This is a genomic window from Streptomyces sp. NPDC048270 (genome assembly GCF_040652335.1).
In the GTDB taxonomy this organism is placed as follows: Bacteria; Actinomycetota; Actinomycetes; order Streptomycetales; family Streptomycetaceae; genus Streptomyces.
In genome coordinates this window covers 113,767-136,927 of sequence record NZ_JBEZLV010000010.1, presented here as the reverse complement: position 1 = coordinate 136,927, position 23,161 = coordinate 113,767, and the positions used below count along the sequence as shown (strand labels likewise).

General features: G+C 73.8%; 19 protein-coding genes. 16 read left to right on the top strand and 3 right to left on the bottom strand.

Annotated features, from left to right (window positions below; genetic code table 11):
* Positions 1-105: 105 nt before the first annotated feature.
* From AB0D66_RS12200 to AB0D66_RS12185, 4 genes are read left to right on the top strand one after another with little or no spacing between them, the layout of a single operon-like run.
* A complete protein-coding gene (locus tag AB0D66_RS12200; RefSeq protein ID WP_362300635.1) occupies positions 106-1,155 on the top strand; it encodes an energy-coupling factor ABC transporter permease in 1,050 nt (349 codons plus the stop codon).
* A 1-nt stretch (position 1,156) separates the two neighbouring features.
* Positions 1,157-1,918 carry a cobalt ECF transporter T component CbiQ gene (cbiQ, locus tag AB0D66_RS12195; protein ID WP_362300632.1) on the top strand — a complete coding sequence of 254 codons (762 nt, stop codon included), beginning with the start codon at positions 1,157-1,159 and terminating at the stop codon, positions 1,916-1,918.
* On the top strand, positions 1,915-2,700 hold the full coding sequence (locus tag AB0D66_RS12190) for an ABC transporter ATP-binding protein (protein ID WP_362300629.1): 786 nt from the start codon (positions 1,915-1,917) through the stop codon (positions 2,698-2,700). Before cbiQ ends, AB0D66_RS12190 begins: the two co-directional genes overlap by 4 nt.
* A gap of 28 nt (positions 2,701-2,728) precedes the next feature.
* Positions 2,729-3,892 (top strand): serine hydrolase domain-containing protein, encoded by a 1,164-nt coding sequence (locus AB0D66_RS12185; RefSeq protein WP_362300626.1) that lies wholly within the window; start codon positions 2,729-2,731, stop codon positions 3,890-3,892.
* 33 nt (positions 3,893-3,925) lie between these two features.
* Here AB0D66_RS12185 and AB0D66_RS12180 read toward each other — a convergent pair whose 3' ends face one another.
* Positions 3,926-4,405: a YbaK/EbsC family protein gene (locus AB0D66_RS12180; protein ID WP_362300623.1), complete on the bottom strand. Its 480-nt coding sequence runs from the start codon at positions 4,403-4,405 to the stop codon at positions 3,926-3,928.
* A gap of 79 nt (positions 4,406-4,484) precedes the next feature.
* Positions 4,485-6,128 (bottom strand): penicillin-binding transpeptidase domain-containing protein, encoded by a 1,644-nt coding sequence (locus tag AB0D66_RS12175; RefSeq protein ID WP_362300621.1) that lies wholly within the window; start codon positions 6,126-6,128, stop codon positions 4,485-4,487.
* A 186-nt stretch (positions 6,129-6,314) separates the two neighbouring features.
* Between AB0D66_RS12175 and AB0D66_RS12170 the strand changes: the two genes are divergently transcribed.
* Entirely contained in the window at positions 6,315-7,010 is a 696-nt protein-coding gene (locus tag AB0D66_RS12170; RefSeq protein ID WP_362300618.1) for a histone deacetylase, read from the top strand.
* Positions 7,011-7,119: 109 nt separating this feature from the next.
* On the opposite strand, the gene AB0D66_RS12165 is transcribed toward AB0D66_RS12170, so the two are convergent.
* Positions 7,120-8,886 (bottom strand): phospholipid carrier-dependent glycosyltransferase, encoded by a 1,767-nt coding sequence (locus AB0D66_RS12165; protein WP_362300614.1) that lies wholly within the window; start codon positions 8,884-8,886, stop codon positions 7,120-7,122.
* 87 nt (positions 8,887-8,973) lie between these two features.
* Here AB0D66_RS12165 and rsmI point away from each other — a divergent pair, with 87 nt between their 5' ends.
* The 11 genes from rsmI to AB0D66_RS12110 all read left to right on the top strand — a co-directional run bounded on the left by rsmI (position 8,974) and on the right by AB0D66_RS12110 (position 23,106).
* Entirely contained in the window at positions 8,974-9,891 is a 918-nt protein-coding gene (gene rsmI, locus AB0D66_RS12160; RefSeq protein WP_362300610.1) for a 16S rRNA (cytidine(1402)-2'-O)-methyltransferase, read from the top strand.
* A 238-nt stretch (positions 9,892-10,129) separates the two neighbouring features.
* Positions 10,130-10,519 (top strand): hypothetical protein, encoded by a 390-nt coding sequence (locus AB0D66_RS12155; RefSeq protein WP_362300814.1) that lies wholly within the window; start codon positions 10,130-10,132, stop codon positions 10,517-10,519.
* 10 nt (positions 10,520-10,529) lie between these two features.
* Positions 10,530-11,426: a TatD family hydrolase gene (locus AB0D66_RS12150; protein ID WP_362300607.1), complete on the top strand. Its 897-nt coding sequence runs from the start codon at positions 10,530-10,532 to the stop codon at positions 11,424-11,426.
* Positions 11,427-11,724: 298 nt separating this feature from the next.
* The gene (locus AB0D66_RS12145; RefSeq protein WP_362300604.1) at positions 11,725-13,065 is read left to right on the top strand and encodes a ubiquitin-like domain-containing protein; all 1,341 of its coding nucleotides are present in this window, start codon (positions 11,725-11,727) and stop codon (positions 13,063-13,065) included.
* Positions 13,062-13,964 (top strand): 16S rRNA (adenine(1518)-N(6)/adenine(1519)-N(6))-dimethyltransferase RsmA, encoded by a 903-nt coding sequence (rsmA, locus tag AB0D66_RS12140; RefSeq protein ID WP_362300601.1) that lies wholly within the window; start codon positions 13,062-13,064, stop codon positions 13,962-13,964. Before AB0D66_RS12145 ends, rsmA begins: the two co-directional genes overlap by 4 nt.
* 2 nt (positions 13,965-13,966) lie before the next feature.
* Positions 13,967-14,863 carry a 4-(cytidine 5'-diphospho)-2-C-methyl-D-erythritol kinase gene (locus AB0D66_RS12135; RefSeq protein ID WP_362300598.1) on the top strand — a complete coding sequence of 299 codons (897 nt, stop codon included), beginning with the start codon at positions 13,967-13,969 and terminating at the stop codon, positions 14,861-14,863.
* A 654-nt stretch (positions 14,864-15,517) separates the two neighbouring features.
* Positions 15,518-16,867: an acyltransferase family protein gene (locus AB0D66_RS12130; RefSeq protein WP_362300594.1), complete on the top strand. Its 1,350-nt coding sequence runs from the start codon at positions 15,518-15,520 to the stop codon at positions 16,865-16,867.
* A 28-nt stretch (positions 16,868-16,895) separates the two neighbouring features.
* Complete coding sequence (locus AB0D66_RS12125; RefSeq protein ID WP_362300591.1) at positions 16,896-18,701, top strand: ABC-F family ATP-binding cassette domain-containing protein; 1,806 nt, start codon at positions 16,896-16,898, stop codon at positions 18,699-18,701.
* Positions 18,702-18,880: 179 nt separating this feature from the next.
* Entirely contained in the window at positions 18,881-20,536 is a 1,656-nt protein-coding gene (locus AB0D66_RS12120; RefSeq protein ID WP_362300588.1) for a PQQ-binding-like beta-propeller repeat protein, read from the top strand.
* Between the two features lie 122 nt (positions 20,537-20,658).
* Positions 20,659-22,260 carry a PQQ-binding-like beta-propeller repeat protein gene (locus tag AB0D66_RS12115; RefSeq protein ID WP_362300585.1) on the top strand — a complete coding sequence of 534 codons (1,602 nt, stop codon included), beginning with the start codon at positions 20,659-20,661 and terminating at the stop codon, positions 22,258-22,260.
* Positions 22,261-22,416: 156 nt separating this feature from the next.
* Entirely contained in the window at positions 22,417-23,106 is a 690-nt protein-coding gene (locus tag AB0D66_RS12110) for a LuxR C-terminal-related transcriptional regulator (RefSeq protein WP_362300811.1), read from the top strand.
* The last annotated feature ends 55 nt before the right edge of the window (positions 23,107-23,161 follow it).

Below are 23,161 nucleotides of genomic sequence, written 5' to 3'. Positions count from 1 at the left end.
CGAAACCGCACGGGTCTATTTGTGATGCGGACGCTCTTGCCAACGGTTTGCAACTGGGCACTATTCTTGAACGGTTAAAGACTGTGTGAGAAGCGGAGCTACTCCATGCATGTGCCCGACGGATTCATCAATGCACCCGTCTCGGTGGCCGCCGGAGTGGCGGCCGTCGCCGCTGTCGCCGTCAGCCTCCGCGGCGCCCGCCGCGAGCTCGACGAACGGACCGCGCCGCTGGCCGGTCTCGTCGCCGCCTTCATCTTCGCCGTACAGATGCTGAACTTCCCCGTCGCCGCCGGCACCAGCGGACACCTGCTGGGCGGTGCGCTCGCCGCGATACTCGTCGGCCCCTACACGGGAGTGCTCTGCGTCTCCGTCGTCCTGCTCATGCAGGGCATCCTCTTCGCCGACGGCGGCCTGACCGCCCTCGGCGTCAACATCACCGTCATGGGCGTCGTCACCGTCGTCCTCTCCTACGCCCTCTTCCGCGGGCTGCTCAAGGTGCTGCCCGGCACCCGCCGCTCGGTGACCGCGGCCGCCTTCGTCGGGGCCCTGATCTCGGTGCCGGCCTCGGCCGCCGCCTTCACCGTGCTCTACGCCATCGGCGGTACCACCGACGTCCCGCTGGGCAAGGTGCTCACCGCGATGGTCGGCGTGCACGTGCTCATCGGCATCGGCGAGGCCCTGATCACCGCCGCCACCGTGGGCGCCGTGATCGCCGTACGGCCCGACCTGGTGCACGGCGCGCGCGGACTGGCCGCCCCGCTGAAGCTGCGCGTCGGCGGGGAGCTGGTCGACGCCCCGGCCGCCGCTCCCGCCCCGGTCGCGGCCCGCTCCACCAAGAAGGTGTGGGCCGCCGGCCTGGTCACCGCCCTGGTCCTCGCCGGGTTCGTCTCCTTCTACGCCTCCGCCAGCCCCGACGGCCTGGAGAAGGTCGCCGCCGACCAGGGCATCGACACCGAGGTCGAGGAGCACGCGGCCGCCGGCTCCCCGCTGGCCGACTACTCCGTCAAGGACGTCACCGACGCCCGCCTGTCCGGCGGCCTCGCGGGCGCCCTCGGTGTCGGGGCGACCGTCGCCGTGGGCACCGGCGTCTTCTGGGTGGTCCGCCGCCGCCGTACGGACGAGCAGCAGCCCTCGGCCACGGTCTCGGCGGGCTGACATGGGAGCGGGCCACGCCCACCGGCTCTACCGCCCCGGGCACTCCCCGGTGCACGCGCTGCCGCCGCACTGCAAGCTCGCGGCGACCTTCGCGTTCGTGGTGGTCGTGGTCTCCACCCCGCGCGAGGCGGTGTGGGCCTTCGGGGCCTACGCCGTCCTGCTCGCGGCCGTCGCGGCCGCTGCCCGGATACCGGCCGGCTTCCTGCTGCGCCGGCTGCTGATCGAGATCCCGTTCGTGGCCTTCGCGGTGCTGATGCCCTTCGTGGCCGAGGGCGAACGGGTCGACGTCCTCGGCCTCTCGCTGAGCGTCTCCGGACTCTGGGGCGCCTGGAACGTGCTCGCCAAGGGCACCCTCGGCGTGGCCGCGTCCGTACTGCTCGCCTCGACGACCGAGCTGCGGGCCCTGCTGCTGGGACTCCAGCGCCTCAAGCTGCCGCCGCTGCTGGTCCAGATCGCCTCGTTCATGATCCGGTACGGGGACGTGATCGGCGGCGAGCTGCGGCGGATGTCCATCGCACGGCGCTCGCGCGGGTTCGAGGCGCGCGGGATCCGGCACTGGGGCGTGCTCGCCAAGACGGCGGGCGCGCTGTTCATCCGCTCCTACGAGCGCGGTGAGCGGGTCTACCTCGCGATGGTCAGCCGGGGCTACGCCGGTTCGATGCCGATGATCGACGAGGCCGTCGCCACCCGCACGCAGTGGGCGTACGCGGCCGCGCTCCCGGTGACGGCCCTCGCCGTCTGTCTGATGGGATGGACCCTGTGACTGCTCCCGGCCCCGCCCCGTCCCCCGGCCCCGCCCCGGCTCCCTCCCTCGAGGTGACCGGCCTCGCCTACGCCTACCCCGACGGGCACCAGGCCCTCTTCGGGGTCGACCTGACCGTCGGACACGGCGAGCGGGTGGCCCTGCTCGGGCCGAACGGCGCCGGCAAGACCACCCTCGTGCTGCACCTCAACGGCATCCTGGCCGGCGGGGTCGGCTCGGTGCGCGTGGCCGGGACGCCGGTGGAGAAGCGCAACCTCGCCGAGATCCGGCGCCGCGTCGGCATCGTCTTCCAGGACCCCGACGACCAGCTCTTCATGCCGACCGTCCGGGAGGACGTGGCCTTCGGCCCGGCCGCCTCCGGGATGCGCGGCGCCGAGCTGGAGGAGCGGGTCCGGGACGCGCTGGAGCAGGTCGGCATGGCGGGCTTCGCCGACCGGCCCCCGCACCACCTGTCCTTCGGGCAGCGCCGCCGGGTGGCGGTGGCGACCGTGCTGGCCATGCGGCCCGAGATCCTCGTCCTGGACGAGCCCTCCTCCAACCTGGACCCGGCCTCGCGCCGCGAGCTCGCGGACATCCTGCGCTCGCTCGACGTGACGGTGCTGATGGTGACGCACGACCTGCCGTACGCGCTGGAGCTGTGCCCGCGCTCGGTCGTCCTCAGCGAGGGCGTGATCGCCGCCGACGGCCGGACCCAGGACCTGCTGTGCGACGAGGCGCTCATGCGGGCCCACCGCCTGGAGCTGCCCTTCGGCTTCGACCCGCGCTCCGTATCGGTGGCATAAGCACCGGTCTCGGTTTGTTGCACTGCGCGTGGACATCCAGGGTGTGGTGACGGAGGGCTTCGAGCCCGTCAAAGACGCGTTCGAGCGCAATTTCGAGGTGCTCGGGGACCGGGGCGCGGCGGTCGCCGTCTACCGGGACGGCCGCAAGGTCGTGGACCTGTGGGGCGGCACCAAGGACGCGAACGGCACCGAGCCGTGGGCCGGGGACACCGCGCAGATCGTCCGCTCCGCGACCAAGGGGGTGGCCGCCGCCGTCCCCCTGCTGCTGCACCAGCGCGGGCTGCTGGACCTGGACGCGCCCGTGGGCTCGTACTGGCCCGAGTTCAAGGCGGGCGGCAAGGACCGCATCCTGGTCCGCGACCTGCTCGCGCACCGCGCGGGGCTCCCGGCGCTGGAGCGCGGGCTGACCGCGGCCGAGGCCGCGGACGGGGTCTCCGGGCCGCGGGCGGTCGCGGCGCAGCAGCCCTTCTGGGAGCCCGGCACCGGGCACGGCTACCACGCGCAGACCTACAGCTGGCTGCTGTCCGAGCTGGTGCTGCGGGCGACGGGCCGCACCGTCGGCGGCCTCCTGGCCGAGGAGATCGCCGAGCCGCTGGGCCTGGAGTTCTGGATAGGCCTGCCGGAGACGGAGACCCACCGGGTGGGGCGGGTGGCGCCGGTCGACCCGCCGGAGAGCGCGGGCCTGCTCAAGACCCGGCCGAGGACGAACGTCTCCGAGGCCTACGCCGACCCGGCATCCCTGACCCGCCGCGCCTTCGCCGCCATCGCCCCGCTGCCGGACGAGAACGACCCCGCCTACCGGGCGGCCGAACTGCCGGCCTCGAACGGCATCGGCACGGCCCGCGCCCTGGCCCGCTTCTACGCGGCCGCCATCGGCGTGGTGGAGGACGGCGCGCGGATCTTCACCCCGGCCACCACGGCCCTCGCCGGCAAGGAGCTCTCGGCGGGCCCGGACCGCGTCCTGGTCGTCAACACCCGCTTCGGCCCCGGCTACATGCTGCACGGTCCGGCCTCGCCGCTGCTCTCACCGGCCTCCTTCGGCCACCCGGGCCGCGGCGGCTCCCTGGCCTTCGCTGACCCGGAGGCGGGCATCGGCTTCGGCTACGTCACCAACGCCCACGCCAAGTCGGTCACGGCCGACCCCCGCGCCCAGGCCCTGGTCCGGGCCCTGCGCACGGCCCTCTCCGCCTGACGCGCCGCGCGCCCGGCCCCTGCGACCTAGGGTTCAGCCGTCGGTTTCCCGTACGTCGGCGACGGTGGCCCCGGCGTACTCGACGAGCTCCTGCGGCCCCATCGGGAACACGGTGTTCGGGGTGCCCGCGGCGGCCCAGACCACGTCGTGGCCGAGCAGCCGCCGATCGGCGAGCACCCGGGTGCGGGTGCGGTGCCCGAAGGGCGGGACCCCGCCGATGGCGTAGCCCGTCGTCTCGCGCACCAGTGCGGCGTCCGCCCGGGTGACCTTCCCGGCACCGAGCTCCCGGCGCACCGCCTCCACGTCGACCCGCGAGGCCCCGTCCATCAGGACCAGCACCGGGACCCCGTCCGCGGCGAAGATCAGCGACTTCACGATCTGGCTGAGCTCGCAGCCGATCGCGGCGGCCGCGTCGACCGCGGTACGGGTCCCTTCGGGAAAGGCCCGAACGGCGAGCTCGAGCCCCAGCCCGTCCAGGGCCTCGGCGAACAAGGGGTGCGCGGAAGTCGTCATCCCCGGACGCTAACGCCGCCGGGCGCCCCGCCGCGAGGCGGTTTCGGCCCGCCGCGCCGTGACCGGTTGCGGCGCGGGCTCAGTGGGCGTTCAGGACCGTCGCGACGATCGGGCCCGCCGAGTCGCCGCCGTGGCCGCCGGCCTCGACCATCGCGGCCGCGGCCACGTCGCCGCTGAAGCCCGTGAACCAGCTGTCGGGGCTGCCCGCGCCGTCGACCTCCGCGGAGCCGGTCTTCGCGCCCTTGTCCGAGCCGCCGACCGAGGCCATCGCGTCGCGGCCGGTGCCGCTGGTGGCCGTCAGCTTCATCATCGAGACCAGCTGCTGCTGCACCGAGGGCTTCATGCGCCGCTGCGCCGTGGCGATCGTGCGGCCGTCGAGCTCCGGGGAGACCAGGAGCGGCTGGCGGAAGACGCCCGTGCGCGCGGTCGCCGTGATGGAGGCGACGTTCAGCGGGTTCATGGTGATCTGGCCCTGCCCGATGTACTCGGCGGCCGCCGCCGCGCCCGTCGCCGGCGGGACCTTGCCGTCGGTGGACTTGATGCCCGTCTTCCAGTCCAGCCCGATGCCGAAGACCTCCGTGGCCTCCTTCGGCAGCGCGGAGTCGTCGTCGACCGGCTTGATCTGCTTGATGAAGGCGGTGTTGCAGGACCGGGCGAAGGAGGTCGCGAAGTTGGTGCCGGCCGGCAGCTCGAAGTTCTTCAGGTTGTGGAACGCGCGGCCGCCCCAGGACACCTCCTTCGCGCACTCCGCCGGCTTGTCGGCCGCGACCAGGCCGCGGTCCAGGAGCATCGCCCCCGTCACGATCTTCATCGTGGAGCCGGGCGCCCGGTTGCCCGCCATCGCCGCGTTGTAGCCGTCCTTGCGGTGGTTGGCGACGGCGAGGATGTGACCGGTGCTCGGCTTGATCGCGACGACCGAGGCCTCGGGGAACCGGGCGACGGCCTGCTCGGCCGCCGCCTGGACCTTCGCGTCCAGGTACGTCTTGAGGACGGCCGGCTCTCCCTCGACCAGGGTCAGCAGGGTCCGCTTCGGCGTGTTCTGGTCCGCCGGCTCGATCCAGACCTCGGCGCCCGACGCGCCGCCCGCCTTGGACCCGTACGTCTCGCGCAGTTCGGCGAGAACCGGGCGCAGCGAGGGGTACTTCTCCGCCGTCAGCTCCTCGCCGTTGCGGTCGACGGCCTTGACGGGCGGGCTGGCGGGCGTGCCCGCGCGCAGCTTCTCGTCCTTCTGGAGCTGCGGGTGGATCACCGACGGCTGCCAGTCGACCAGCGGCTTCCCGCTGGTCAGGCCGCGCACCACGGTCAGCTGGGAGTCGTACGCGAGGGGCTTGGTCGTGCCCTCGTACGTGATCTCCGCCTCGACCTTGAAGGGCACGGTCGTGCCGTTCGGCGTGCCCGGGGTGATCACGGCCTTGGACACGTACGCCTTGGCCTTGTAGTCGCCCACGGCGGTCTGCGCGGCCTGTGCGTTGTTGGTCAGGTCGGCGGCGGCCCGCTCGTCACCGGCGGCCCACGCGGCCAGGAAGGCCTTCGCGGTCGCCGCGGTCTCCTTCTCGGTGACGGGGCCGCTGCCCTTCTCCGACTGGACGCCGGTGTCGCTCGTGGCGGACCCCTTGCCGTCCTCGCCCGCGTCTCCGACCAGGGCGTACACCCCGTAGCCGGTGCCCCCGACCAACGCGAGGAAGACCCCGCCGATGACCGCGCCCTTCGCTGCCCCGTTCACTTCTTCGTTCCTCCCCCGGAACCGTCGTTCTCTGAACATGTTCAAAGAACCTGTGGGGGTGACCCTACGCTGCGTCGCCGTCCCCCTCCGCTCTTGTTACCGGACCGGAACATCGATGGCCGAAAAGGAGCGGAGAAAGGCAGCGGCGCAAGGCCGCGGCGGGCTCCGGCCGGTATAGATCGTCCGATGAACCTCGTCCGCACGGTGGAAGCGGCCCCCGCCCACGGGCCGACGCCGGAACTGGTCTGGTACACCTCCTACGGCTCGAACATGCACCGGGACCGGCTGGCCTGCTACCTCGCCGGGGGCACCCCGGCCGGCGCCGCGCGCAGCTATCCCGGATGCCGCGACCGCCGCGCGCCGGCCCGCTCGGTGCCGGTCGAGCTGCCCGGACGGCTGTACTTCGCCACGAAGTCCCCCGTGTGGGCGGGCGGCAGGGCGTTCTACGACCCGGCCGCGGCGGGCCGCACCCGGGCGCGCGCCCACCTGGTGACGGCGCAGCAGTTCTCCGACATCGCCGCCCAGGAGATGTACCGGGAGCCGGGGCCCGACCTCGACCTGGACCTCACCGAGGTGCTGCGCTCGGGACGGGACGAGCGCGGTCCGGGCCGCTACGAGACGCTGGTCTGCGCCGGCGCCCTGGAGGGCCTCCCCGTCCTGACCTTCACCGCTCCCTGGGTCATGCACGACGTGGACTGGGTGAAGCCGTCCGCCGCGTACATGAGCTACCTGGCGGCGGGCCTGCTGGAGTCCGGCGCCTGGACCGGACCCTCCATCGCCGACTACCTGGCCCGCTGCCCCGGCGCCGCCGGCCACTGGAGCCCGGACCGGATCCTGGCCCTCCTGACGCCGTGGCAGCACCCCGACGGCCTGCCGCCCTGACCGCCCGCCCCTGGCCGACCTCCCGGCGGCGGCCGCACGGCGAAGGCCCCGGCACCATCGGGTGCCGGGGCCTTCGTCCGGGGCCTTCGTCCGCGTCGCCCCGGGGTCGCTAGACCCAGGTGTCCAGCCACATCCGGGCGCGCCAGGAGTCCATCGGCAGGGTCTGGCCCGTGTAGATCGGCCAGAAGTAGATGAAGTTCCACACGATCAGCAGGACCAGCACCCCCGCCCCGATCGCGCCCAGCGTCCGCCGCCGTTCGGTCGATCCGGCCGGGCCCAGCAGGGCGCCGATCATCATCGCCACCGCCAGGCACAGGTACGGGACGAACACCACCGCGTAGAAGAAGAAGATGGTCCGCTCCTGGTAGTTGAACCAGGGCAGCAGGCCCGCGCCCAGCGCGCACGCGATCGCGCCCGCCCGCCAGTCACGGCGGAAGAACCACCGGTACAGCACGTACAGCAGCGCGAAGCAGCCCGCCCACCACAGCAGCGGGGTGCCCAGCGCCAGCACCTCGCGGGCGCACTTGCCGGCCGCCGTCGCCGGGCACCCGTCGGTGCCGGGCTCCGGGGACTCGTAGAAGTAGGAGACGGGCCGGCCCAGGACCAGCCAGCTCCACGGGTTCGACTCGTAGGTGTGCCCCGAGGTCAGGCCGACGTGGAAGTCGTAGACCTCGGTCTCGTAGTGCCACAGGCTGCGCAGCCACTCCGGCAGGAACGACAGCGCGCTGCCCTGGTCGTTCTTGGCGGCCCAGTCGCGCAGGTAGCCGCCCTTGCCGTTGTCCGGGCTGAAGATCCAGCCCGACCACGAGGCCACGTACGTCACCACCGCGACCGGGACCGTGGACAGGAACGCGGGCAGCGCGTCGCGGCGCAGCATCGCCGCGTACGGGGCGCCCGCGCCCGCCGTGCGCCGCGCGCCGGCGTCCCACAGGACGGTGAGGATGCCGAAGAAGGCCAGGACGACGAAGCCGTTCCACTTCGTGCCGGCGGCGAGGCCCAGGCAGACGCCCGCCAGGATCCGGTACGGGCGCCAGCCCAGCCGCAGCGTCTCGGCGATCTTCAGGTCCGGCCGGGTCCGCCCCTCGTCGTCGACCGGGAGGGCGTCCGCGAGCCGGGCCCGCGTCCTGTCCCGGTCGATCAGCAGCGCCCCGAAGGCGGCGAGCACGAAGAACATCAGCACCAGGTCGAGCAGCGCGGTGCGGCTCATCACCAGGTGCAGGCCGTCCACCGCGAGGAGGGCGCCGGCCAGGCAGCCCAGGAAGGTCGACCGGAAGAGCCGCCGCCCGATCCGGCACAGCATCAGCACGGAGAGGGTGCCGAGCACGGCGGTCATGAACCGCCAGCCGAAGGGGGTGAAGCCGAACATCCACTCGCCGAGCCCGATGACCCACTTGCCGACGGGCGGGTGCACGACGTAGCCCGGATCCAGCGGGAGGGGGACCGAGCCGGGGTCGGCGAGGATCGACTTGTCGATGTCCTTGGGCCAGCTCGCCTCGTAGCCCTGCTTGATCGTGGCCCAGGCGTCCTTGGCGTAGTACGTCTCGTCGAATATCACCGCCTTGGGGCTGCCCAGGTGCACGAACCGCAGCACACCGGCGACGAGCGCCACCAGCACCGGGCCGGCCCACGACACGATCCGCTGCCAGGTGCCCCATACCCGCGGCGGCAGCCCGAAGGTCATCCACAGCTGGGGGGACGGCTGGGCGTACGGGGGCACCAGGCGGGTGCGCACGTCGTCGCCCCCCGCACCGGCACGCGGCACGTAGCCGAAGGCGCGCAGGCGGCGCAGCCAGGTGGGCGGCTCATTGTCGCGTCCCGCCGGCGGGGCGGGCGGGGCCCCCGCGGGGCTGGGCGGCGGCGTCGCGGTCTTGGTCACCGGGTCATCGTAGGGAACGGATCTGTGGGAACCCCAGCACCGGGGGCGTACGGGCGCGGGGCCGGGCGGGGCTGAGAGGATGGGCGGGTGACCACTGACCAGCCCCGCGGTACCGAGCCCACCTCTCCGGCAGGAGTCCTCGTACTCGCCGGCACCCCCATCGGCGACCTCACGGACGCCCCGCCGCGGCTCGCGGCCGAGCTGGAGCGGGCCGACGTGATCGCCGCCGAGGACACCCGCCGGCTGCGCCGGCTGACCCAGGGCCTCGGCGTGCACACCACCGGGCGCGTCCTGTCGTACTTCGAGGGCAACGAGTCCGCGCGGACACCGGAGCTGGTCGAGGCCCTGGCCGGCGGGGCCCGCGTACTGCTGGTGACCGACGCCGGGATGCCCTCGGTGTCCGACCCCGGCTACCGGCTGGTCGCCGCCGCCGTGGAGAAGGACATCAAGGTCACCGCCGTTCCCGGGCCGTCGGCGGTGCTCACCGCGCTGGCCATGTCCGGGCTGCCGGTGGACCGGTTCTGCTTCGAGGGGTTCCTGCCGCGCAAGGCGGGCGAGCGCCTCGGCCGGCTCCGCGAGGTGGAGGGCGAGCGGCGCACGCTCGTCTACTTCGAGGCCCCGCACCGGCTCGACGACACCCTGGCCGCCATGGCCGAGGTCTTCGGCGCCGAGCGCCGCGCCGCCGTGTGCCGCGAGCTGACCAAGACGTACGAGGAGGTCAAGCGCGGCGGGCTCGGCGAGCTGGCCGCCTGGGCCGCCGAGGGCGTGCGCGGGGAGATCACCATCGTGGTGGAGGGCGCCCCGGCGGCGGCCCCCGGCGATGTGGACGACGAGGAGCTGGTGCGCAGGGTGCGGGTGCGGGAGGAGGCGGGGGAGCGGCGCAAGGAGGCCATCGCGGCGGTCGCCGCCGAGGCCGGGGTACCCAAGCGGGAGGTGTTCGACGCGGTCGTCGCGGCAAAGAACGCGGCACAAAAGATGCCGCAAGTCGGTAAAGGGCTAACCTGAAAGGCAAAGCTCAGACCGCGCACCGGGCGCTTTGGGCATGAGTCGCCCAAAGACCGTCCAACACTAGACAGGGCCTGATGCGCTCCCGCCCGAAGAGGCGTCCACTGGCAATGGCACCAGTGGAACAAGAGGAGCTGGCATGAGTGAGATCGCTGAGACCCCGGTACCCGTGACAGCGCCCGGCGCGCCCGTCGGCCCTCCCGTGCAGACCGTGCACGAGGCGTACTCCTTCGCGTGCATGCGGTGCGGGTACGGCTGGGAGCAGGCCTACGGCATAGAGCACCACATCGACGGCAAGGGCGAGCCGTTCATCCTGTACAAGGCCGACGGCGAGCGGGTGCCCTCCCCGCTGTCCAACCCGACCTGCCACAACTGCGGCGGCCACGTGGTCCGGATCATGCGCGCGGGGCAGGTCTCCTCGGTGCTCGGCATGCTCGACCAGCTCTACCACCACCGCGTCGCCCCCGGGATCGCCGGCCCCGTCCCGGCGGGCGCGGACGTCCCCCGGACCCGGGGGCCGCGCGGGGCGCGCCCCGCGCACGACGCCCCCGGACCCGTCGCCATCGACGAGTCCGAGAAGCGCCCGGGCCTCCTCTCCCGTCTGCTGGGGATCTTCCGCCGGTCATAAGATCGGCCCCATGAGCACTTCGTCGGCCCCCGCCTCCCGAGCCTCCAAGGACGCCCCGCCACCGCTGCCCGAACCCCTCCGGGTGGCGGTGGCGGATTCGCACACCCACCTGGACATGCAGTCGGGCACCGTCGAGGAGGGCCTCGCGAAGGCCGCCTCCGTGGGCGTGACCACGGTCGTCCAGGTCGGCTGCGACGTGAAGGGCTCCCGCTGGGCCGCCGAGACGGCCGCCGCGTACGAGAACGTCCACGCGGCGGTTGCCCTGCACCCGAACGAGGCGCCCCGGATCGTGCACGGGGATCCCGACGGCTGGTCGCGGCAGGGGGCCCGGACCGGCGGTGGCGAGGCCGCGCTCGACGAGGCGCTGGCCGAGATCGAGGCCCTGGCCGCTTTGGACCACGTCAAGGCGGTCGGCGAGACCGGACTGGACCACTTCCGCACCGGGCCGGAGGGGATGGCCGCGCAGGAGCGCTCCTTCCGGGCCCACATCGAGATCGCCAAGCGCCGGGGCAAGGCCCTCGTGATCCACGACCGCGACGCCCACGCGGACGTGCTCCGCGTGCTGCGGGAGGAGGGCGCACCGGAGCGCACCGTCTTCCACTGCTACTCGGGTGACGCCGACATGGCCCGGGAGTGCGCCGCCGCCGGGTACTACATGTCCTTCGCCGGAACGGTCACCTTCAAGAACGCGGCCCCGCTGCGCGAGGCGCTGGCCGTCGCCCCGCTGGAGCTGGTGCTGGTCGAGACCGACGCCCCGTACCTGACCCCCGCGCCGTACCGCGGACGGCCCAACGCTCCGTACCTCATTCCGCTGACCGTACGGGCGATGGCGGCGGTCCGCGGCATCGACGAGGACGCGATGGCCACCGCGCTGGCCGCCAACACGGCGCGCGCCTTCGGCTACTGACCGCCCCCGCCCGACGACACGCTGCGTGACCGTCCGGCTTTGGTGCGTGACGACTCCTCCGCTAAGGTGCCGTGCCCGAACCAGCGGGTGCCGGAACAGTGGAGCGAGCGTCGTGAGCGATACGCAGGGCAGTCACCGCCGTGGCGGTCCCGTTCCGGGGGCGTACGGGGATCCGGGCGTCCCGGATCCGGCGGCCGATCCGGGGGTCCCGGGCCCGCGCCGGGCGGGGCGCCGCAGAGCCCGCCAGAGCGGGCAGCCGGCCGGGTGGGCCGATCCCGAGGCCCCGACGGTGCCCGCGGTGGCCGCCACGCTGCCGCTGACCCCCCTGCCGGGGAGGGAACCCGCCGGGGCCGGGGCTGCCGGGGCCGGGGCCGGAGCCGGGGCTGCCGGAGCCGGGTCGGGGCGCCGCCGGGCACCCGCCCCCACCGCGGTCGCCCTGCTGCCGGCGCCCGCGGCCGCGCCCGGCTCCGCGCCCGGCGCCATGCCCGCCTCCGTGCCCGGGCCCGGCACCGGCAGACGCCGCCGCACCGCCCCCGCCGAACCCCCGCCGGGCACCTGGCGGCGGATGGTGCCGCAGGCCCTGGTCGTCGCCGTCCTCGCCGGCGGCACCACCGCCTTCGTCGCCGCCGACAAGGCGGTACGCCTCACCGTCGACGGCGTCCCGCGCACCCTGCACACCTTCGCCGACGACGTCGACGAACTGCTCGCCTCCGAAGGCCTCGACGTCGGACCCCACGACCTCGTGGCCCCCGGCCCCGGCGAACGCCTCGACGACGGCGAACAGGTCGTCGTCCGCTACGGCCGCCCCCTGCGCCTCACCCTCGACGGCCGCCCGCGCCAGGTGTGGACCACCGCCCGCACCGTCGAAGGCGCGCTGCGCCAGTTCGGCATCCGCGCCGAGGGCGCCTACCTCTCGGCGCCGCGCACCGCCCCCGTGCCGCGCGCCGGAATGGCCCTCAGCGTCCGCACCGAACGCAGCGTCACCTTCATGGCCGACGGCCGCGAACGCACCATCCGCACCAACGCCGCCACCGTCCAGGAGGCCCTCGACCAGGCCGGCATCACCCTGAACGGCCAGGACACCACCTCCGTACCGCCCACCGCCTTCCCGCGCGACGGCCAGACCGTCACCGTGCTGCGCATCACGGGCACCCGCGAGGTCCGCGAGGAGCGCATCCCGTACGAGACGGAGCGGGTCGAGGACGCCGCCCTGTTCGCCGGCACCGAGGTCGTCGAACGGGCCGGGCGGCCCGGGGCCCGCCGGGTCACCTACAGCCTGCGCACCGTCAACGGGGTCCGGCAGAAGCCCCGCCGCATCGCCGACGAGACCGTCCGCGAGCCCGTCACCCAGCTCGTCAAGGTCGGTACGAAGCCGCTGCCGACGTCCGTCTCCGGCGCCGACGGCCTCAACTGGGCGGCCCTCGCCCAGTGCGAATCGGGCGGCCGGCCCTCGGCCACCGACCCCTCGGGGACCTACGGCGGCCTCTACCAGTTCGACGTACGGACCTGGCAGGGCCTCGGCGGCAGCGGCCGCCCGCAGGACGCCCCGGCCTCGGAGCAGACGTACCGGGCGAAGAAGCTCTACGTGCAGCGGGGGGCGAGTCCGTGGCCGCACTGCGGCCGTAGGCTTAGCGGGTGAGCACCGCAGAGCAGCAGCCCAACGAGAACCCTTCTGACGCCCTCCTCGGGCCGGCCGACATCCGGGAGCTGGCGGCCGCACTCGGTGTGCGCCCGACCAAGCAGAAGGGTCAGAACTTCGTCATCGACGCCAACACGGTGCGCCGGATCGTGCGCACCGCCGAGGTGCGGCCGGACGACGTGGTCGTCGAGGTCGGCCCCGGCCTGGGCTCGCTGACGCTCGCGCTGCTGGAGGCCGCCGACCGGGTCACGGCCGTGGAGATCGACGACATCCTGGCGGCGGCGCTGCCCGCCACCATCGAGGCGCGGCTGCCCGGGCGCAAGGACCGCTTCGCGCTGGTCCACTCCGACGCGATGCTGGTCACCGAGCTGCCCGGCCCCGCGCCGACCGCGCTCGTGGCGAACCTGCCGTACAACGTGGCCGTGCCCGTCCTGCTGACCATGCTCGACCGGTTCCCGACCATCGAGCGGACCCTGGTGATGGTGCAGGCGGAGGTCGCCGACCGGCTCGCCGCCGAGCCCGGCAACAAGGTGTACGGGGTGCCCTCGGTCAAGGCCAACTGGTACGCGCACGTCAAGCGCGCCGGGTCCATCGGACGCAAGGTCTTCTGGCCGGCGCCGAACGTCGACTCCGGGCTCGTCTCGCTGGTGCGGCGGACGGAGCCGATCAAGACGACCGCCTCGAAGGCGGAGGTCTTCGCGGTCGTGGACGCGGCTTTCGCGCAGCGCCGCAAGACGCTGCGCGCCGCGCTGGCCGGCTGGGCCGGGTCCGCGGCCGGCGCCGAGGCCGCGCTGGTCGCCGCCGGGGTCTCGCCGCAGGCGCGCGGGGAGTCGCTGACGGTGGAGGAGTTCGCCGCGATCGCCGAGCACAAGCCCGAGGCGCAGAGGCCCGCGCTGTGAGCGTGACCGTACGAGTGCCCGCGAAGGTCAACGTCCAGCTGGCGGTGGGCGCGGCCCGCCCCGACGGCTTCCACGACCTCGCGAACGTCTTCCTCGCCGTGTCGCTGTTCGACGAGGTCACGGCGACCGCGGCCGAGGAGCTGACCGTGACCTGCGCGGGCCCGGACGCCGACCAGGTGCCCCTGGACCGCACGAACCTCGCGGCGCGCGCCGCCGAGATCCTGGCGGCGCGGGCCGGTATCGAGCCCGCGGTCCACCTGCACATCACCAAGAACATCCCCGTCGCGGGCGGTATGGCGGGCGGCAGCGCGGACGGGGCCGCGGCCCTGCTGGCCTGCGACACCCTGTGGGGCCTGGGCACGCCGCGTGCCGAACTGCTCGACATCTGCGCGGAGCTGGGCAGCGACGTGCCGTTCAGCCTGGTCGGCGGGGCGGCGCTCGGGACGGGCCGGGGGGAGCTGCTGACCCCGGTGGACGCGGGGGCGTTCCACTGGGTGTTCGCGGTAGCCGACGGGGGGCTGTCGACGCCCGCCGTGTTCCGGGAGTTCGACCGGCTCACGGCCGGCACGCGGATCCCGGAGCCCGAGGCATCGCCGGCCCTGCTGGCCGCCCTGGCCTCGGGGGATCCGGACGCGCTGGCCCCTGTCCTGGCCAACGGGCTCCAGCCGGCGGCGCTCTCGCTGCGGCCCGCGCTGGCGGCGACGCTGGCGGCCGGCACCGGGGCCGGTGCGCTGGCCGCGCTGGTGTCGGGCTCCGGCCCGACGACGGCCTTCCTCGTCCGGGACGAGGAGGCCGCCGCGAAGGTCGCCGCCGCGCTGGAGGGCTCGGGCACGTGCCGGGCCACTCGCGTGGCGTCCAGCCCGGCCCCGGGCGCCACGGTCCTGACCGCGCCGCACTAGCCCGGAGCCCGGCCCCACCCCGCCGCCGCTGGGGCTCCGCCCCAGACCCCGCGCCTCAAACGCCGGCGGGGCTGGAGAGCCTGGGGTTCCGCCCGGACCTTGCCCGTCGAGCGTCGGCCGGGCTGAAGAACCTGGGGCTCCGCCCCAGACCCCGCGCCTCAAACGCCGGCGGGGCTGGAGAGCCTGGGGTTCCGCCCGGACCTCGTGCGTCGAGTGCCGGCGGGGCTGGATTTTCGGCTCCGCCGCACCCGGCCAACCCGCGCGTTCAGTCCCGCAGGGCGCACCCCAGCCCGCCGAGCCGCACCTGACGGGCGGCGGGAGCGAATTCAGCCCCGCCGGCGTTTGAGGCGCGGGGCCTGGGGCGGAGCCCCAGCAGCGGCGGGGCGGAAGGAAGGGCCGGGCTCCCGGGTCGGGCTCCCGGGGCGGGGCTCCCGGGCCGGGCTCCCGGGGCGGGCTCCCGGGGCGGGCTCCCCGGGCGGGCTCCCGGGCTGGGCTCCCGGGGCGGGCCCCCGGGCGGGCTCCCGGGTCGGGCTCCACGGGCGGGCCCCCGGGCTGCCCCCGGCCGGGGCCCGGCAGGGGAGGGCCGGGGTACTCAGGGGGAGTTGAGTATGTGGGCCCTGTCGGGGGCGGCGGGCGGTGGCGAGGCTGGGGTGCATGACAGTCAGCGCACGCGACACGGCCGCGGCCACCCCCGCCTCCCGGGACCGGTACGTCGACCTCCTGAGGGTCGCCTCGCTCGGGGCCGTCGTGCTCGGGCACTGGCTGATGGCCGCCGTCAGCGGCGACGGCATGGGCAACCTGCTCGCGCTCGTGCCCGGGCTCCAGGTGGTGACCTGGGTGCTCCAGGTCATGCCCGTCTTCTTCTTCGTCGGCGGGTTCTCGCACGCGCTCTCCTACCGCTCGCTCGCCCGCCGCGGCGACCGCCCCGTGTACGCCGCCTTCCTGCGGGCCCGGCTGCGGCGGCTGCTGCGGCCCACCCTCGTCTTCGTGCTCGTCTGGGCCGCCGCCGCGCTCGCCGTGCAGCTCGCCGGGCTCGGCGGCGGCGGGCTCGGCGGGGCCGCGCTGCGGCTGGTCACGCAGCCGCTCTGGTTCATCGGGATCTACCTCGCGATGGTCGCCTTCACCCCGCCGCTGCTCCGGCTGCACGAGCGGTGGGGCTGGGCCGCCTTCGCGGGGCTCGCCGCCGCGGCCGCCGCCGTCGACGTGCTGCGCTTCGCCTTCGGGGTCCCGTACGCGGAGTTCCTCAACTTCGCCTTCGTCTGGCTCGCCGTGCACCAGCTCGGCTTCCTGCGCGCCGACGGCCGCATCCGCCGGCCCGCCGCCCTGGCCGCCGCCGGCCTCGGCGCGGCGGTCCTGCTCGTCGCCTACGGCCCGTACCCGCTGTCCATGGTCGGGATGCCGGGCGAGAAGGTGTCCAACATGGCCCCGCCGACCCTCGCGCTGCTCGCGCACGGCCTGTGGCTCGTCGGAGCCGTGCAGCTGCTCTCCCGGCCCGCCGGCGCCTGGCTCGCCCGCCCCCGCGTCTGGCGGGGCGTGGTCGCCGCCAACGGGATCGCGATGACCGCCTTCCTGTGGCACCTCACCGCCATGCTCGGCGTGTACGGGGCGCAGCTCGCCCTGGGCATCGCACTGCCCGAGCCCGCGACCGCCGCCTGGTGGGCGCAGGTACCCGTACGGATCCTGCTCGCCGCCGCGCTGACGGCCGTACTCGTCGCCTTCTTCCGCCGCTTCGAGGCCCCCGGCGCCCCCGCCCCCGCCCCGGCCGCCGACCCGGCCCCGGCCCCGGCCCCCGGCAGCGGCCCCCGTGCCGCCCTCGGCATCACCCTGTGCCTGCTCGGGATCCTCGGCCTGTCGATGACCGGTCTCGGGGGCCTGCTCGAGGGGCACAGCGCCACCCTGATCGCCCTGCCGGTCACCGCGCCGGTCGCGATCGGCATGGCGCTGGGCGGCTGGCTCCTCGTGGAACGGTCCGCCCCGGCCCGGAGGGTTAGGCTGAGGGGCTGATCCACACCCTTTCTCTGGAGCGCGTCTGATGGCCGTCAATCTGGTCAATGTCGAGGCAGTCAGCAAGGTGTACGGCACACGTACCCTGCTCGACGGCATCTCCCTCGGCGTGTCCGAGGGAGACCGGATCGGTGTCGTCGGCCGCAACGGCGACGGTAAGACCACCCTGATCCGGATGCTCGCGAAGCTGGAGGAGCCCGACAGCGGACGGGTCACCCAGTCCGGCGGCCTGCGGATGGGCGTGCTCACCCAGCACGACTCCCTGGACCCCGCGGCCACCATCCGCCACGAGATCATCCGGGACATGGCCGACCACGAGTGGGCCGGCAACTCCAAGATCCGCGACGTGCTGACCGGCCTGTTCGGCGGCCTCGACCTGCCCGGCTTCGGACAGGGCCTCGACACCGTCATCGGCCCGCTCTCCGGCGGCGAGCGCCGCCGCATCGCGCTCGCCAAGCTGCTCATCGCCGACCAGGACCTCCTCGTCCTCGACGAGCCCACCAACCACCTCGACGTCGAGGGCATCTCCTGGCTGGCCCGCCACCTCCAGGAGCGCCGCTCCGCCCTGGTCTGCGTCACCCACGACCGCTGGTTCCTGGACCAGGTCTGCACCCGCATGTGGGACGTGCAGCGCGGTGAGGTGCACGAGTACGAGGGCGGCTACAGCGACTACGTCTTCGCCCGCGCCGAGCGCGAGCGCATCGCCGCCACCGAGGAGCAGAAGCGGCAGAACCTGATGCGCAAGGAGCTGGCCTGGCTGCGCCGCGGCGCCCCCGCCCGGACCTCCAAGCCCCGCTACCGCATCGAGGCCGCCAACGAGCTGATCGCCGACGTCCCGCCGCCGCGCGACCGCTCCGAGCTGATGCGCTTCGCCAACGCCCGCCTGGGCAAGACCGTGTTCGAGATGGAGGACGTGACCGTACAGGCCGGTCCGAAAACCCTCCTCAAGCACCTCACCTGGCACCTGGGCCCCGGCGACCGCATCGGCCTCGTCGGCGTCAACGGCGCCGGCAAGACCTCCCTGCTGCGCGCCCTGGCCGAGGCCGCCCGCACCCAGGGCGAGGTCCAGCCCGCCGCGGGCAAGGTCTCGGTCGGCAAGACCGTCAAGCTGGCCTACCTCTCCCAGGAGGTCGGCGAACTCGACCCGTCCCTGCGCGTCCTGGAGGCCGTCCAGCGCGTCCGCGACCGCGTCGACCTCGGCCAGGGCCGCGAGATGACCGCGGGCCAGCTGTGCGAGCAGTTCGGCTTCACCAAGGAGAAGCAGTGGACGCCCGTCGGCGACCTCTCCGGTGGTGAGCGGCGCCGGCTGCAGATCCTGCGCCTGCTGATGGACGAGCCCAACGTCCTCTTCCTCGACGAGCCCACCAACGACCTCGACATCGAGACCCTGACCCAGCTCGAGGACCTCCTCGACGGCTGGCCCGGATCCATGATCGTGATCTCCCACGACCGGTTCTTCATCGAGCGCACCACCGACACCGTGATGGCGCTGCTCGGCGACGCGAGCCTGCGGATGCTGCCGCGCGGCCTGGACGAGTACCTGGAGCGGCGCCGGCGGATGATCGAGGCGGCCGCCCCGGCGCCCGCCCCGGCCGCCGCGGCCGCCGCGAAGCCCACCTCCTCCGGGGACTCGCGTGCCGCGAAGAAGGAGCTCCAGAAGATCGAGAGGCAGCTGAACAAGCTCTCCGACCGCGAGAGCAACCTGCACGCGCAGATCGCCGAGAACTCCACCGACTACGACAAGGTGGCCAAGCTCGACGCCGAGCTGCGGGAACTGCTCTCGGAGCGCGACGACTTGGAGATGCGCTGGCTGGAGCTGGCCGAGGAGGCGTAGCTCCAGCCGCTCCGGCCGCGGGGAGCCGGCCGGCCGGCCGCGCGGCAAGTGGCCGGATAACGACGTCATCACGGGCCGGTCCGCCCTTGGGAACAGGGGGCCGACCGGCCCGGCGCAAGGCCTGCGTGAGTGATAGAAAGGTCATCTTCCCCGACCCCTGACTCCGAAGGTACGCGCTGATGACCGAGCCGCCCCAGCCGCCGAACCAGCCGCCTACACCTTCCGGTTACGGCCACCTGCCGGGGCCTCCGCAGTCGGGTTACGGCCAGCCGCCGCAGGGCGCGAACCCGTACGCCCAGCAGCAGCCGCCGACCGTCCCGCAGCAGCCGGCCGCCCCGCAGCAGCCCGCTCCCGGCTACGGCTACCCGCCGCCGCCCCCGGGCGCGCCCGCGATGCCGACGGGTGCTCCCGGTACGCCGCCCCCGGCGAAGAAGAAGGCGGCCGTCCTGATCGCCGCGGCGGTCGCGGGCGTCCTCGTCGTGGGCGCCGGCACCTACTTCGCCTTCTTCCGGGGCGACGGCGGGGACCCGAAGCCGCCCGTCGCCCAGGAGTCCGCCCCGCCCGACGCCAAGCCCTCCGGCTCCCCTTCCGTCGACAAGGGGGACGGCAGCGGCAACGGCGGCTCCGAGGCCGACCTCAACTCCGGCCGCAAGCAGGGCGAGGACAAGGTCCTCTGGCTCAAGACCGCCAAGATCGACGGCCCCGGTGCCGGAGTGAAGACCGACGGCCAGTGGGTGGTGGGCGACACCGTCGTCAAGACCGTGGACAAGGCCGTCACCGCCTACGCCGTCGCCGACGGCAAGGAGAAGTGGAAGCTCACCCTTCCCGCCGGGATCTGCGCCGTCACGCGCCAGACCACCGCCGACAGCAAGACGGTCGTCATGTACCGGGACGGCGACTCGAACAGCGCGAACTGCAACCAGATGCGGCTGATCGACCTCAAGGCGGGCAAGGAGGGCTGGTCGAAGGAGGTGCCCAAGGAGGGCGCTTTCGACCTCTTCGTCGACCCCAGCCTGGCCCTCACCGGAGACACCGTCACCGTCAGCCGGCTCACCCGCGCCACCGCCTTCAAGCTCAGCACCGGCGACAAGCTCTTCGCCAGCCCGTCCGAGGGCTGCATGCCCGGCGCCTACCCCGCGGGCAACGGCAAGATGCTCGGGATCGCCACCTGCCGCGACGCGGACAGCACCGTCGAGGTCCAGGACGCCGACCCGGTCACCGGCAAGAGCACCTGGTCCTACCGGCTCCCCAAGGGCTGGAGGGTCAACCGGGTCTTCTCGCTCGACCCGATCGTCCTCGACCTCGGCAACCGGGACACCAAGGAGCGCTCCATCGTGGTCCTCGGCCCCGACGGCAAGCAGCGCGCCACCGTCACCGGCGAAGGCAACTTCTCCACCGAGTGCGGGATGAACCACGACGACTCCCTGCAGAGCTGCGCCACCTCCGTCGTCGACTCGGGCACCCTCTACATGCCCACGACGACCGACATCGGCACCGCCAACGAGATCGTCGCCTTCGACCTCGGCACGGGCAAGGCCAAGTGGCGCGTCCCCGCCGGGGACAAGCGCGTCATCGTGCCGCTCAAGGCCGAGAACGGCCAGCTGATCGCCTACCGCAAGGCGGAGTTCGGCATGGGCGGCGAGGTCCTCACGATCCCGGCGGGCGGCGGCACGCCCACCGCGGTGCTGCGCCACCCGTCCGGCCCGGCCTCGGAGGTGGAGAGCACCTTCTTCGCCCCGGTGGTCGACTACGCGGACGGGCGGTTCTTCATCTCCACCATCCGTCTGCTCGCCCAGGGCAAGGACGAGAAGCTCCTGATGGTCTTCGGCAAGTGAACGCGTCCACCGAGCCGCCCAGCGAGAGGCAGTAGCAACCCATGAGTACCCCGCCGCCCCCCAGCCAGCCGCCGTCCGGCGGCTTCGGAGCACCGCAGGACCCCCCGCCCATGCAGCCGCCCGTGCCTCCCGCACCGCCGCAGCAGCCGCCGACGCAGCCCGCGTACGGGTACCCGCAGCAGCCCGACCCGGGCTACGGCTACCCGCAGCAGCCCGGCACGCCCCCGCCCTTCGGGCCGCCCACCACGCCCATGTACAGCCCCCAGCCGCCGGCCGGCGCCGCGGGCGGCCGCGGCAACGACGTGCGCACCCAGCTGATGATCGTCGGCGCGGCCCTGCTGGCCATCGTCCTGATCGTCGGCGGCGGCTTCTGGTACGTCGGTGACGGCGGGGGCAAGAACGACACCGCGGACGGCGGCCCCGCCAAGCCGGGCGACGACAAGTCCCAGCCCGGCGCGGGCGGCACCGAGAAGGTGCCCGCCAACCCCAAGTCGAAGGTGCTGCTCAACCAGCCGAGCCCGACGCCGGACGAGATGGTCCAGGTCCCCGGCTCCTGGCTGACCGACACCACCTACGTGAAGTCCGACGTGTACAAGATCGTCGGCTACAACCTCGTCGACGGCGGCAAGAAGTGGGAGGTGCCCCTGCCGGGTGAACTCTGCGGCGCCACCCCGCACGTCACCGACAAGAAGTCGGCCGTGCTCTTCAGGCCCGCGAAGCCCACGCCGGAGGCCAAGTACCCGCCGTGCACCGAGGTCGCCGTCGTCGACCTGGAGGCCGGCAAGCTGGTGTGGACCGGCAACGCCAAGAGCGCCACCAGCGGTGACAAGCCCGTGTCCTACTACGAGATCACCCTCAGCGGGCAGACGGTCGCCGCGGGCGGCGCCTCGGGCGGCGCCGCCTGGAACCTCGCCGACGGCAAGTCGCTGTGGCTGCCCAAGACGGACGGCGAAGGCTGCCGCGACGCCGGCTACGCGGGCGGCGAGGCCCTCGCGGTCATCCGCAAGTGCGGCCAGAGCTCCACCCCGACCCTGTACGCGCAGGTCCTGGACCCGGCGACCGGCGCCCCGCAGTCCTCGTACAAGCTCTCCGCGGGCATCGACTACGCCAGCATCGTCTCCACCAAGCCCCTGATCGTCGCCGCGGACGTCGGCAAGACCGCCAAGAACGCCACCGGCGTCAGCGACCTCTTCGTCGTCGACCCGGCCGGCCAGCTGAAGGCCCGCATCTCGCTGTCCTCCGGCAACTTCGGCGGCGAGTGCAACACCGAGGTCGAGCGGTGCTTCGGCTTCGTCGTCGGCAACGGCAAGCTCTACCTGCCCTCGTACGAGCACCAGGGCCAGGACCCCTACGGCAAGACCAACGAGCTGCTCTCCTTCGACCTGGAGACCGGCAAGCAGACCAACGAGGCCGCCGCCGCGGGCGAGCGGTTCAAGCTGTTCCCGCTGCGCATGGACGGGTCGAACATCATCGCCTACAAGGAGCCCCCGTACGACAAGGGCGGCCAGATCGTCAGCATCGACGGCAAGACGATGAAGGAAACCGTGCTGATGGAGAACCCGTCGGACAAGACGACCCAGCGCATCGAGACGGCCTACTCGCCCGACCACCACGAGTACCGCTACCACAACGGCAAGCTGTTCCTCGCCCGCACGTCGGTGAAGAAGCCCTACTCCTCCACCTCGGACCCGGAGTACATCTTCTCCTCCTTCACCGCGAGCTGACCGGCCCGCACCCGGCTCGCGCCCGGCCCGCACCCGGCAAGCCCCGGCAAGCCCCCGGAAGGTCCGCCTTCCGGGGGCTTCTGCGCGGTTACCGCCGCGCACCGTCGAACAAGCGTGTAGCTTGCCGGGGCAGAAGGGTCGGGGGTGGGTCACGCAATGGGCGTACGGGTCGTGGTGGTCGACGAGCACCGGCTGCTGGCCGAGGCGCTCGCCTCGGCCCTGAAACTGCGCGGTCACCGCGTGCTCGCCGCCGCCGCACCGGCCGCGGGCGCCGCCGAACTGGTCATCAGCCGCGCCCCGGAGGTCTGCCTCCTCGGCACCGCCGTCCCCGCCGAGCCCGGGGTGTTCGAACCCGTCGTCCGGATCAAGCGGGAACGCCCGCAGATCGCCGTGGTCGTGCTCGGGCCGGTGCCCAGCCCGCGCGGGATCGCCGCCGCCTTCGCCGCGGGCGCCTCGGGGTACGTGCGCCACGACGAGCGGATCGAAGGCGTGGAGCGGGCGCTGGCCAAGGCCCGGGCCGGGGAGGTGGCGATCGCCCCGCAGCTGCTGCAGGGCGCGTTCGCGGAGCTGCTCAACCCCGCCGCCCAGCCCGACGACGAGGGCAGCCGGCTGCTGCGGCTGCTCACGCCGCGTGAGGTGGAGGTGCTGGTCCGGGTCGCGGAGGGCGAGGACACCCGGCTGATCGCCGCGGGCATGGCCATCGCGCCGAGCACCGCCCGTACGCATGTCCAGCGGGTGCTGATGAAGCTGGGCGTGGGCTCGCGGCTGGAGGCGGCCGCGCTGGCCGCCCGTACCGGGCTGCTCGACCGGGCGGCGCCGTCGGGGGCCGGCCAGACGGTAGTTTGACGGCACGACCCAGCACGCGCGCGCACCCGCGTGTGCTCCCCCGCGAGAGGCAGTA

Bases quoted from the DNA above. Each gene is read 5' to 3' on its own strand.
- AB0D66_RS12200 (WP_362300635.1), top strand. From the start codon at position 106: ATGCATGTGCCCGACGGATTCATCAATGCACCCGTCTCGGTGGCCGCC.
- cbiQ (WP_362300632.1), top strand. From the start codon at position 1,157: ATGGGAGCGGGCCACGCCCACCGGCTCTACCGCCCCGGGCACTCCCCG.
- AB0D66_RS12180 (WP_362300623.1), bottom strand. From the start codon at position 4,405: ATGACGACTTCCGCGCACCCCTTGTTCGCCGAGGCCCTGGACGGGCTG.
- AB0D66_RS12170 (WP_362300618.1), top strand. From the start codon at position 6,315: ATGAACCTCGTCCGCACGGTGGAAGCGGCCCCCGCCCACGGGCCGACG.
- AB0D66_RS12155 (WP_362300814.1), top strand. From the start codon at position 10,130: ATGCGGTGCGGGTACGGCTGGGAGCAGGCCTACGGCATAGAGCACCAC.
- AB0D66_RS12150 (WP_362300607.1), top strand. From the start codon at position 10,530: ATGAGCACTTCGTCGGCCCCCGCCTCCCGAGCCTCCAAGGACGCCCCG.
- AB0D66_RS12130 (WP_362300594.1), top strand. From the start codon at position 15,518: ATGACAGTCAGCGCACGCGACACGGCCGCGGCCACCCCCGCCTCCCGG.
- AB0D66_RS12125 (WP_362300591.1), top strand. From the start codon at position 16,896: ATGGCCGTCAATCTGGTCAATGTCGAGGCAGTCAGCAAGGTGTACGGC.
- AB0D66_RS12120 (WP_362300588.1), top strand. From the start codon at position 18,881: ATGACCGAGCCGCCCCAGCCGCCGAACCAGCCGCCTACACCTTCCGGT.
- AB0D66_RS12110 (WP_362300811.1), top strand. From the start codon at position 22,417: ATGGGCGTACGGGTCGTGGTGGTCGACGAGCACCGGCTGCTGGCCGAG.